This window comes from Mucilaginibacter sp. (assembly GCF_039207105.1).
GTDB lineage: Bacteria > Bacteroidota > Bacteroidia > Sphingobacteriales > Sphingobacteriaceae > Mucilaginibacter.
Window position 1 is genome coordinate 1 of sequence record NZ_JBCECK010000171.1, and the last position, 9,905, is coordinate 9,905.

At 41.6% G+C, this 9,905-nt stretch carries 11 protein-coding genes and 1 pseudogene; 7 read left to right on the top strand and 5 right to left on the bottom strand.

Features of this window, described 5'->3' with window-relative positions; translation table 11 throughout:
• Positions 1-41 precede the first annotated feature (41 nt).
• The 4 genes from AAGC65_RS22285 to ubiE all read right to left on the bottom strand — a co-directional run bounded on the left by AAGC65_RS22285 (position 42) and on the right by ubiE (position 3,195).
• Complete coding sequence (locus AAGC65_RS22285; RefSeq protein WP_343114677.1) at positions 42-491, bottom strand: GatB/YqeY domain-containing protein; 450 nt, start codon at positions 489-491, stop codon at positions 42-44.
• A 371-nt stretch (positions 492-862) separates the two neighbouring features.
• Positions 863-1,624: an SDR family oxidoreductase gene (locus AAGC65_RS22290; RefSeq protein ID WP_343114678.1), complete on the bottom strand. Its 762-nt coding sequence runs from the start codon at positions 1,622-1,624 to the stop codon at positions 863-865.
• A gap of 96 nt (positions 1,625-1,720) precedes the next feature.
• Entirely contained in the window at positions 1,721-2,467 is a 747-nt protein-coding gene (locus tag AAGC65_RS22295) for an outer membrane beta-barrel protein (protein ID WP_343114679.1), read from the bottom strand.
• On the bottom strand, positions 2,464-3,195 hold the full coding sequence (gene ubiE / locus AAGC65_RS22300) for a bifunctional demethylmenaquinone methyltransferase/2-methoxy-6-polyprenyl-1,4-benzoquinol methylase UbiE (RefSeq protein WP_343114680.1): 732 nt from the start codon (positions 3,193-3,195) through the stop codon (positions 2,464-2,466). Before ubiE ends, AAGC65_RS22295 begins: the two co-directional genes overlap by 4 nt.
• 205 nt (positions 3,196-3,400) lie before the next feature.
• On the opposite strand from ubiE, the gene AAGC65_RS22305 reads away from it, so the two are divergent.
• From AAGC65_RS22305 to AAGC65_RS22315, 3 genes are all read left to right on the top strand, one after another.
• Entirely contained in the window at positions 3,401-4,774 is a 1,374-nt protein-coding gene (locus AAGC65_RS22305; protein WP_343114681.1) for a Gfo/Idh/MocA family oxidoreductase, read from the top strand.
• A 140-nt stretch (positions 4,775-4,914) separates the two neighbouring features.
• The gene (locus AAGC65_RS22310; protein WP_343114682.1) at positions 4,915-5,652 is read left to right on the top strand and encodes a DUF1080 domain-containing protein; all 738 of its coding nucleotides are present in this window, start codon (positions 4,915-4,917) and stop codon (positions 5,650-5,652) included.
• A gap of 170 nt (positions 5,653-5,822) precedes the next feature.
• On the top strand, positions 5,823-6,563 hold the full coding sequence (locus tag AAGC65_RS22315; protein WP_343114683.1) for a hypothetical protein: 741 nt from the start codon (positions 5,823-5,825) through the stop codon (positions 6,561-6,563).
• 69 nt (positions 6,564-6,632) lie between these two features.
• On the opposite strand, the gene AAGC65_RS22320 is transcribed toward AAGC65_RS22315, so the two are convergent.
• Positions 6,633-7,121, bottom strand: coding sequence for a VOC family protein (locus tag AAGC65_RS22320; protein WP_343114684.1), 489 nt, complete (start codon positions 7,119-7,121; stop codon positions 6,633-6,635).
• 146 nt (positions 7,122-7,267) lie between these two features.
• Between AAGC65_RS22320 and yihA the strand changes: the two genes are divergently transcribed.
• From yihA to AAGC65_RS22335, 4 genes and pseudogenes are all read left to right on the top strand, one after another.
• On the top strand, positions 7,268-7,909 hold the full coding sequence (gene yihA, locus AAGC65_RS22325; protein WP_343114685.1) for a ribosome biogenesis GTP-binding protein YihA/YsxC: 642 nt from the start codon (positions 7,268-7,270) through the stop codon (positions 7,907-7,909).
• Between the two features lie 322 nt (positions 7,910-8,231).
• A pseudogene (locus AAGC65_RS26220) lies at positions 8,232-8,381 on the top strand (DUF559 domain-containing protein); the annotation flags it as partial.
• Positions 8,382-8,388: 7 nt separating this feature from the next.
• The gene (locus AAGC65_RS22330; RefSeq protein WP_343114686.1) at positions 8,389-9,243 is read left to right on the top strand and encodes a UbiA-like polyprenyltransferase; all 855 of its coding nucleotides are present in this window, start codon (positions 8,389-8,391) and stop codon (positions 9,241-9,243) included.
• On the top strand, positions 9,231-9,836 hold the full coding sequence (locus AAGC65_RS22335) for a Crp/Fnr family transcriptional regulator (protein ID WP_343114687.1): 606 nt from the start codon (positions 9,231-9,233) through the stop codon (positions 9,834-9,836). Before AAGC65_RS22330 ends, AAGC65_RS22335 begins: the two co-directional genes overlap by 13 nt.
• Positions 9,837-9,905: the final 69 nt, after the last annotated feature.

Consider the following 9,905-nt stretch of genomic DNA (forward strand, 5'->3'; position numbering starts at 1 on the left):
TTTATTACGGATGAGTTACAACAATTATAATAAATTAAAGCTTAACCTAATAATTGCCTTACTACTTCTGATATGGTTTTGCCATCGGCCTTACCTGCAAGTTCTTTGTTAGCCACTCCCATTACCTTACCCATATCGCTGGTTGAGGTTGCCCCTACCCTGCTTATCAATTCCTGCAAATAACCTTCAATTTCAAAGCGGGTCATTTGCTGTGGCAAATAGGGCTCAATCACCTTCATTTCTTCCATTTCTATCTCGTAAAGATCTTCACGGTTTTGTGTACGGTAAATATCTGCCGATTCTTTACGCTGTTTGATCAGTTTTTGAAGCACTTTAATTTCGGCCTCAGCAGTAAGCTCTTCAGCAGCCCCTTTTTCTGTTTTAGCTAAAAGCAAGGCCGATTTTATAGCACGCAATCCTCTTAAACGGTCGGCCTGTTTGGCCAGCATGGCCAATTTAATATCCTGATCTATTTGTGTTATTAATGACATTATTTAGTTTGTTTATTTAGTCCGGAAGTCGGAAAGACCGAAAGTCCGGAAGTTTTCTTTTTAGTCCGGAAGTCGGAAAAGACCGAAAGTCCGGGAGTTTTTATTTTTAGTCCGGAAGTCGGAAAGACCGAAAGTCCGGGAGTTTTCTTTTTAGCCCGGACGTCGGAAAGACCGAAAGTCCGGGAGTTTTCTTTTTAGTCCGGAAGTCGGAAAGACCGAAAGTCCGGAAGTTTTCTTGCTATATTATAATTTTATATCGATAATCTTTAAAAAATATCAGTTTTTTCTTTCCGTCTTGCTGACTTCCTGACTTACGGTCTTCCCGACTTTCTGTCTTTCCGGACTTCCCGACTTTCGGACTTCCTAACTTCTTATCCCTTTCTGAATATATTACCTGCTGTAGCCTGCGCGGTTGGCATGATCAACAGATCGTTAATATTCACATGTGCCGGTCTTGATGCTACAAACCATATAGTTTCAGCAATATCAGCCGCCACAAGTGGTTGATATCCTTCATAAACCTTTTTAGCCCGTTCCTTATCGCCTTTAAACCGCACTTCAGAAAACTCTGTTTCAACCGCGCCGGGATGTATTGCCGTAACCTTTATACCATGAGGCAACAAATCTATACGCATACCTTTATTTAACGCATCAACGGCATGTTTAGTTGCACAGTATACATTGCCATTAGCATATACTTCTTTACCGGCAATGGAGCCTAAGTTAATAATATGTCCCTTACCATTTTCGATCATCCAGTTTGATACCACGCGGCTAACATAAAGCAAGCCTTTTACATTGGTATCAATCATGGTATCCCAATCATCATAACTACCATTTTGTATAGGATCAAGTCCCTGGCTTAAACCGGCATTATTAATCAATACATCTACTTTTTTCCATTTTGCGGGCAAGCCTTCCAGATTTTCAATTACCTGCTCACGGTTGCGTATATCAAATGATGATACGGCAATTTCTACATTATTTTTTTTATTCAGTTTATCGGCAAGCTCTTCCAGACGTTCAAGCCTACGGCCGGTTAGTATGAGATTAAAGCCTTCACGGGCAAAAACTTCGGCACATGCCTCACCAATACCCGAGGTGGCGCCGGTAATTAAAGCAATTTTGGTCATGATAGATAGATAACTACGGCAGCGAAATTATGTTTTTTACTTTAAACTATTGTCTTGTTTTGGTAAGGTTGTTTTGGGAGAAGATAGAGCCCCAACCTATTCAAAATACAAGCTGAACATCAGCGTATGCAGGGATAACTTATTAATAGGATTTGAATAAGGCTGATATTCATGCTGCAACACGTTGCCAAATGAGTTGGATATTTTTATTTCTGGCGACAGTTTAAAAAATTCAAAGTAAATATCGCAGCCAAGCCCGGCTTCGTATGAGGCATAGCCGCTATTGTTTTTTACCAGCTTATCCAGCATATCCGAATTGGTATCATCCTTTTTTGCCCCAATGGAGTGCGAATATTTGAGACCGCCCAAAATATAAGCCCTGAAATCGCCAATCCTGTCTGATTTTATTTTTAGCAACAACGGAAAATCAACCGTAGTGGTTTGTACCTGCTTGGTAACCGTAGGATTTGTCTCCGGGTTTACATAGGTATAAGTTAAGTTCCTGTCGGCAAAAACTAATGAGGGCGTTACACGAGCCTCTACGTGCTCGGTTAAACGGTAGCGGGTTAAAAACCCAACCGCAAAACCCGGTAAACTTTTTGAGCTGATGCTGTTTAAAGCAGGAGTTATGGTATGATTTACCGCAGGATCAAAAAACGGAACACGCCAGTCCGGTTGTTTTGTAATTTTAAAATCGCTGCTTACATAACTAAAGCTAAAACCAAAGCTAAAATCTTCCAGGTCGGCCCCGCCCCCCCATGCCGGTACCTTATCCTGTGCCAGCAGCGTGCTGCCACAGCAAAGGATCAGTATACATACAATAAGGTACCGTTTTAAACTCATTTAATGCCTGTGTATATTGAACAAATGCCAAATGCCAATGGCCTGTGTTTGGTGTTTTTAAAGCCTACCTTATCCATCAGTGCTATAAAGTTTTTCCCATCAGGAAAAGCCGCTACAGATTCCGGAAGATAAGAATATGCCCTGGCATCTTTACTAAAAATTTTGCCAATGCCTGGTGTAATATAATTGAAATAAAAATTATATAGCTGCTTTACCGGAAAAACTTTTGGTTTTGAAAACTCCAGCACCACTGCTTTGCCGCCAGGTTTTAACACCCGCTGAATATCGGCCAGGCCGGTTTCCAGGTTTTCAAAGTTGCGAACGCCATAGGCTACTGTAACAGCATCAAAGCCGCCATCGTCAAAAGGTAATTTTTCAGAATCGCCAAGTTTAACCTCAAATTTATGGCCTAAGCCACGTTTTTGTATCTTCTGCTCGGCAATATCCAGCATACCGCGTGAAATATCAACGCCGATAATTTTTTCGGGGTGAAGTATTTTCAGGGCCTCAAACGCGAAGTCGCCGGTACCCGTGGCTACGTCCAGTATCAGTTTGGGTTGATCCTTTTTTAACTCGTTAATAGCTTTTTTACGCCAGATGATATCGATCCCTAATGACATGAAGTGATTAAGGAAATCATATGTTTTAGATATATTGTTGAACATATCAGCCACCTGTTCTTTTTTGGTAGCCTGTTCATCGTTGTACGGAGTTATAGTTTTATTCATTTTTATATGACAGCAAAGATAGTGATTGTACGCTGATTGAGTTTATTTGGATAGATTATGTTAACAGGTTGTATAAATATTAAGTCAATTCACTAATTTTAAAAGCCAGTTATTTAAAAACTAACCCGGCAAATGCGCACAACAATGCAAAGCCGGGCGCATAATAGCCTTTTATTAATTATTTATACCTAATCATTGCTTATTTATGAAAGAAAAACCAGAGCAGTCGCGCCGAAGTTTTATTAAAAAACTAACCACTACCTCCGCTGCTATTGCTGCAGGTACCAGCCTGTTTGCCTCCGAAACTTCCGTTAAACCATTTGCCATCCTGAAAAGACAGTTGGGTTACAGCCAGAACGACCAAATTAACTTAGCGTTGATTGGCGCCGGCGGCATGGGAACACAGGATACCATTGTTGCCCTGCAGGTTCCGGGCGTAAAGCTGGTTGCTGTTTGCGATTTGTATGATGGCCGTCTGCGTGATGCTAAAACCCGTTGGGGAGCTGATATTTTTACTACTAAAGTTTATAAGGAAATACTTAACCGCAAGGATATTGATGCCGTGATCATTGCTACGCCCGATCATTGGCACCAGCAAATCTCGGTTGACGCCATGCATGCAGGCAAACATGTGTATTGCGAAAAGCCTATGGTACATGCGGTTACCGAAGGCCCTGCCGTGATCAAGGCACAAAAAGAAACCGGCAAAATTTTTCAGGTAGGCAGCCAGGGTGTATCTTCATTGGGTAACGAAAAGGCGCATGAACTGTTAAAAAGCGGCGCCATAGGCGAGCTTAACTATGCCGAAGGCTTTTGGGCACGCCGCGAGCCGCTTGAGGTTTGGCAATATCCTATCCCTGAAGACGCATCTACCCAAACGGTTGATTGGGAAACCTATATCAGCAACACCAAAAAACGTGATTATGATTCTAAGCGCTTTTTCCGCTGGCGTAACTATACTGATTATGGTACCGGCATGGCGGGCGACTTATTCGTTCACCTGTTTTCGAGCCTGCATTACATCACCGGCTCTATGGGACCAAATAAAATTTACGCGTCAGGTGGTCTCCGTTTCTGGAATGACGGCCGCGAAGTGCCCGACGTACTGTTAGGTACTTTTGATTATGCCAAAGCAGAAGCTCATCCGGCCTTTAACCTATCGCTGCGCTGCAACTTTGTGGATGGTACCAGCGGTACTACCTTCCTCAAACTGGTAGGCAGCGAGGGATCAATGGATATTACCTGGGATAAGGTAACTCTGAAAAGAAATAAAGTTGCAGGTTCAGATGATCCTTTCTACCTGGATAAACTAAAAAAAGCAGGTAACGTTGTTCAGGAACGCAAAAAAATGCTGCCACCTGAAGAAATTGTTTTTGATGCTGATAAAGGCTACAAAGGCGGCCCATATGACCATATGGTCAACTTTTTTACCGCTATCAGGAACAACGGCAAAGTAACCGAAGATGCTGTTTTTGGTTACCGCGCGGCTGCCCCTGCCCTGTTATGTAACGATAGCTATTATAAAAATTCGCCCATGTTCTGGGATCCCGAAAAAATGCAGATGAAAAAACAGGTTTAATTGTGGTGAATGGTTGATTAGGTGAGTAGTGAGTGGTTTAAGTTCTGATTAGCATATTTAATGAACCATTCGCTATTCACCTAATCAACCACTCACCATTCAACTACCCACTACTTAACCACTCATTATTCAACCAATTTATGAAACATCAATTAAAAAAATTGGGCTTGGTACTGGCCGCGGCAGGCTTGGTTTGTATTCAAACTTCCGCGATACCCGTGGACGGTCCTGAACCTGTAAAAAAAGCAAACGCCAATAAAGGTGGCTGGGTAAGCCTGTTTGATGGTAAAAGCTTAAAAGGCTGGCATGGCTTTAATAAAAAAGGGCCGGTTAAAAACTGGGAAATTGTTGACGGTTCGTTGGTGTGCTTAGGCGCTGCCAAAGGCGATACCGGCGGCGATATTGTTACCGACAAAGCCTACACCAATTTTGAACTTACCTGGCAATGGAAAATTGACAAAGGCAGCAACAGCGGCGTGCTATACCACGTAGTTGAAGACCCAAAATACCACGCCACTTATGAAACAGGCCCCGAATACCAGATCATTGATGATAACGGCTGGCCAGAAAAGCTGGAAGACTGGCAAAAAACCGGCTGCGATTATGCTATGTATCTGCCCAATAATCAAAAGAAAATAATGCCTGTTGGCCAGTGGAATACCAGCAAAATTATATTTAACAACGGCCATGTAGAGCATTGGCTTAACGGAGCCAAAATTGTTGAATTTACTGCCTGGAACGCCGATTGGAAAAAGAAAAAAGCAGAAGGCAAATGGAAAGATCATCCGGATTATGGCACTGCCAAAACCGGCCTTATAGCCCTGCAGGATCATGGCCACAAAGCTTACTTTAAAGATATTAAGATAAGGGAGCTGTAAACAGTATTAAAACTTACAAAGTTTGTAGAGACAGATCATATCTGTCTCTTTTTTTATCTTGGATTTTATGAACCCTTCCTGAAATGTATGGTACGTGAGATTCCTGGATTTTAGTATAATATATCTGTATCTTCGCCTCAAATCACAAACACTTAAATCTTATTAATTTCATGAAAAAAAACTACCTGATCCTTATCTGCCTATTTATTTTATCTGTTTTACAGGTAAAAGCTCAGGGTAATTACCAAGCCGGCTTTGCTATATTAAATGATGGAACCCGTATAAGTGGCTTCATTTTCATGGATGCGAATGATCCGTGGTCTAGCCAGAATCATATATACCTTAAAGATTCTGCAGCAGTTGCCGCGAACCCTAACAAAGAAATAAAAGCCAAAAAATATAATGCAGACGAACTTCAATATTATAAGGTTGGCGACCGTACCTTCACCAAGATTCATTATGTTGATTTACAAAATTTGCAATCAAAAAGCCTTGGATCAAATAATCACATGTTGGAAATATTGAACTTAGGACGAATCAATGCATACAGATTTTATCCCTATCCACAAGATACATTTTCAAGTATTGGCTCTGATCTAACTGTAGAACAACAAATTAAGCGTGACCATGACGATAAGATCAGTCATTGGAAATTCTTAGTTCAAAAAGATAATAAGGGCAAATACGACAATATATTTGAATCTGATCTTCAAAAATATTTTGAAGATACTCCCGAAGTATTGAAAAAGTACAATGATGGAGAATACGGGAACGAACCGGTTTCCAAAAAAAAGGGCTTAGCTGCAAAAATGATGAGCCTTGCAAAAAAGGCTACTTATATGCCTATGAAGTGGCAAGGAATAGTTTTGGCCATCAATGATTACAATCAGAGTAACGAAAAAGCTAAATAACAGCTGATTTTTTATCAACAATTGATTACTCAGGAGGCAGACTTCAAACGGTCTGCCTCTTTTATTTGATTACTTCAACAAGCCCAGTAAACCTTCAATATCCAGTCGGCGGGTGTACATAGTAACGTCGCCGTTCTCATCAGTAGGCCATTGTTCCTTTGGCCTGTCCCAGTAAAGCTCAACACCGTTTTGGTCTGGGTCGTTCAGGTATATCGCCTCAGATACCCCATGATCCGATGCCCCGGTGATCTGATATTTGGCATCAATCAATCGTTGCAGCGCCACCGCCAGATCTTTACGTTCAGGATATAATATGGCTGTATGGAATAAACCTGCCGCGTATTCAGGCGCAGGCGGAGCTCCCTCACTTTGCCAGGTATTTAAACCAATATGGTGGTGATAGCCTCCAGCTGATATAAACGCGGCCTGAGTTCCATACATGACCATTTTTTCAAAGCCCAGCAGGCCGCAGTAAAAATCAAGCGAACGTTGCAGGTTGCTCACCTTTAAATGCACATGGCCAATGCGGGTTTGGGCAGGAATTTTATATTCGTTCATTATATTACATGTTTAAACATCAAATTTAATTATAATTGCCTTTATATTTGTTTTCGCATTGTAAAACAAGTGCATGGTATAGTGGCAGAAAAAGCCCGGACAACCTAAAGCTGTTAACGCACCATTAAAAATACTACCTTTGCAGCATGATTGTTAAATCGGCCGAATTTATTTGCAGCAATACCCAGATATCCAAATTGCCGCCACCGGTAAAACCGGAGTACGCATTTATCGGGCGCTCAAACGTGGGTAAATCTTCGCTCATCAACATGCTTACCGGCAAAAAAGGATTGGCAAAAACATCGCAAACACCGGGTAAAACCCAGCTTATTAATCACTTTTTTATTAACGATAGCTGGTATATTGTTGATTTACCGGGTTATGGTTATGCAAGGGCATCCAAAACTGAAAAAGCCAAGTGGGATAAATTTATCCATACCTATCTGGATAAGCGCGAAAGTTTGCAATGCGTAATGGTGCTGATAGACAGCCGACTGGAGCCGCAAAAGATCGATCTGGAATTTTGCAACTGGCTTGGCGAAAAAGGCTTGTCGTTTGTACTGGTATTTACCAAAGCCGATAAACAATCGAGCATAAAAACAGATCAAAGTATAGCTAAATTTAAAAAGGCGTTATTAGCTACCTTTGAAGAAGCGCCGCACTATTTCGTCACCTCTTCAGAAACACAACTGGGCCGCGAAGAGATACTGGCTTTTATAGATGAGATCAATAAAAATTTTGTAATACCACATTATACCTCTCCTCTGGAAAGAGAGAACGGAGGGTAAATAATCTCCCCTCTTGAGAGGGGGCGCGGAAGAAAGTGCAGACTCTTTGGGATTGCATAGTATACAAAAGACTCACCCGGTCTCCACTACGCTGGACCACCCTCTCTTCGCCTTTGGCGGAAAGAGGGGTTTGAAAAATTGATGCGGGATAAAAGATAAAGGAGCAAAGAAAATATTTTCCTCACCCTCTTTCCAGCGTAGCTGAAGAGAGGGTCGACAAGCGTAGCGATGTCGGGGTGAGTCGATAAACTACCTGATTAAGGAATGAAAGCACATTAGGAGAAATATTTCTCTGGAATGAGTTAAAGGGCAAAAACATTTTGGATATGATTTCTACCGTCAAAAGTCATTACTAAATTATATAGTGAATTTTTATTGTAGTGAATTAAATTTGGTGATTGAAATTGAACAGCATATAGTAGAACATACCCCTTACCCCTCTCCAGAGGGGATCATAAAAGAGGGGAATTAATAATAACATGAAAAAATATCTTTCATTAGTAACTTTTGCGCATACCATTTTTGCCATGCCGTTTGCATTTATCGGCTTCTTTTTGGCTGTTACTACCACGCAATACCAGTTTCACTGGCAAAAGCTTGTTTTAATGATACTGTGTATGATATTTGCCCGCAACTCGGCAATGGCTTTTAACCGCTATCTGGATAGGGATATTGACGCGCAAAACCCCCGCACCAAACAGCGCGATATTCCGGCCGGTCGTATCAGTGCCCCAGCTGCTTTAACATTTACGCTTATTAACTGCGCTTTGTTTATCGCGGCTACCTGGTTCATCAATCCACTATGCTTTTACCTTTCGCCGGTGGCCTTGTTTGTAGTAATGGGCTATAGCGCTACTAAACGTTTTACAGCACTTTGCCATTTGGTACTCGGTTTGGGTTTATCCCTTGCTCCCATCGGCGCTTACCTGGTGGTTACCGGAGAGTTTGCTTTAACGCCCTTATTTTTTTCACTGTCAGTTTTATGCTGGGTGAGCGGTTTTGATATTATTTACGCCTTACAGGACGAGGATTTTGATCGCGGACTAAATCTCCACTCCATCCCTGCCTATATGGGTAAGGTAAACGCGTTAAGATTATCAACCTTTTTACATGTACTTTCGGCAGTATTTATAGTAATGCCCATATTTTTTACACATGTAGGCTTTTTATATTATATAGGCATCGTGTTCTTTTGCGCTATGCTGGTTTATCAGCACTTGCTGGTAAAACCTAACGACCTGAGCCGCGTAAACTTTGCCTTTATGACTACCAACGGTATTGCCAGCGTGGTGTTTGCCGCATTGTTTTTGTTAGACAGGCTATGGATTCACTAAGCGCGCTTCAAAAATTCAGAGAAAAGGTACAGGAATTTGTTCCGCTAAGGGAAACAGAATGGCAAGCCTTAATGCCGCTATTGGAAGTCAGCTCACTTAAGAAAAAGAAAAACTTTGCCGAGCCAGGCAAGGTGTGCAACCATATTGCCCTGGTAGTAAAAGGTTCGGTAAGATATTTTCATGTAAAGGATGGCGAAGAAATTACAGGCTACTTTAGCTTTGAAAATGAATTTGCGAGTTCATATAAAAGCTTCCTGATACGTGAGCCTGCTATACATTATATTCAGGCTCTTGAAGATACCGTTTTTGTAAGCCTCACCTATGCCTCTATGCAGCAGGCTTATGCCAACAACATTATTGGCCATAAAATGGAACGCTTCGGCCGTTTAGTAGCCGAGCACTATCTTATCTGCTACGAAGACCGCGTCACCTCCTTTATCACCCAAACGCCTGAAGAGCGCTACAACAAATTGCTGGAAACTGGTGGCGAAGTACTGCAACGCATACCCCAGCATTATGTAGCCAACTTTTTGGGCATCACCCCCGTTTCGCTGTCGCGGATACGCCGCAGGATTATGAAGATAAGTGCTTAGGAAGGAAAAATTCTAAATTCTAAATTCTAAATTCTAAATTCTAAATTCTAAATTCTAAATTCTAAATTC

What these genes read in the sequence shown, in the direction of transcription:
- AAGC65_RS22285 (WP_343114677.1), bottom strand. Translation starts at nt 491, where the DNA reads ATGTCATTAATAACACAAATAGATCAGGATATTAAATTGGCCATGCTG.
- AAGC65_RS22290 (WP_343114678.1), bottom strand. Translation starts at nt 1,624, where the DNA reads ATGACCAAAATTGCTTTAATTACCGGCGCCACCTCGGGTATTGGTGAG.
- AAGC65_RS22295 (WP_343114679.1), bottom strand. Translation starts at nt 2,467, where the DNA reads ATGAGTTTAAAACGGTACCTTATTGTATGTATACTGATCCTTTGCTGT.
- ubiE (WP_343114680.1), bottom strand. Translation starts at nt 3,195, where the DNA reads ATGAATAAAACTATAACTCCGTACAACGATGAACAGGCTACCAAAAAA.
- AAGC65_RS22305 (WP_343114681.1), top strand. Translation starts at nt 3,401, where the DNA reads ATGAAAGAAAAACCAGAGCAGTCGCGCCGAAGTTTTATTAAAAAACTA.
- AAGC65_RS22310 (WP_343114682.1), top strand. Translation starts at nt 4,915, where the DNA reads ATGAAACATCAATTAAAAAAATTGGGCTTGGTACTGGCCGCGGCAGGC.
- AAGC65_RS22315 (WP_343114683.1), top strand. Translation starts at nt 5,823, where the DNA reads ATGAAAAAAAACTACCTGATCCTTATCTGCCTATTTATTTTATCTGTT.
- AAGC65_RS22320 (WP_343114684.1), bottom strand. Translation starts at nt 7,121, where the DNA reads ATGAACGAATATAAAATTCCTGCCCAAACCCGCATTGGCCATGTGCAT.
- yihA (WP_343114685.1), top strand. Translation starts at nt 7,268, where the DNA reads ATGATTGTTAAATCGGCCGAATTTATTTGCAGCAATACCCAGATATCC.
- AAGC65_RS22330 (WP_343114686.1), top strand. Translation starts at nt 8,389, where the DNA reads ATGAAAAAATATCTTTCATTAGTAACTTTTGCGCATACCATTTTTGCC.
- AAGC65_RS22335 (WP_343114687.1), top strand. Translation starts at nt 9,231, where the DNA reads ATGGATTCACTAAGCGCGCTTCAAAAATTCAGAGAAAAGGTACAGGAA.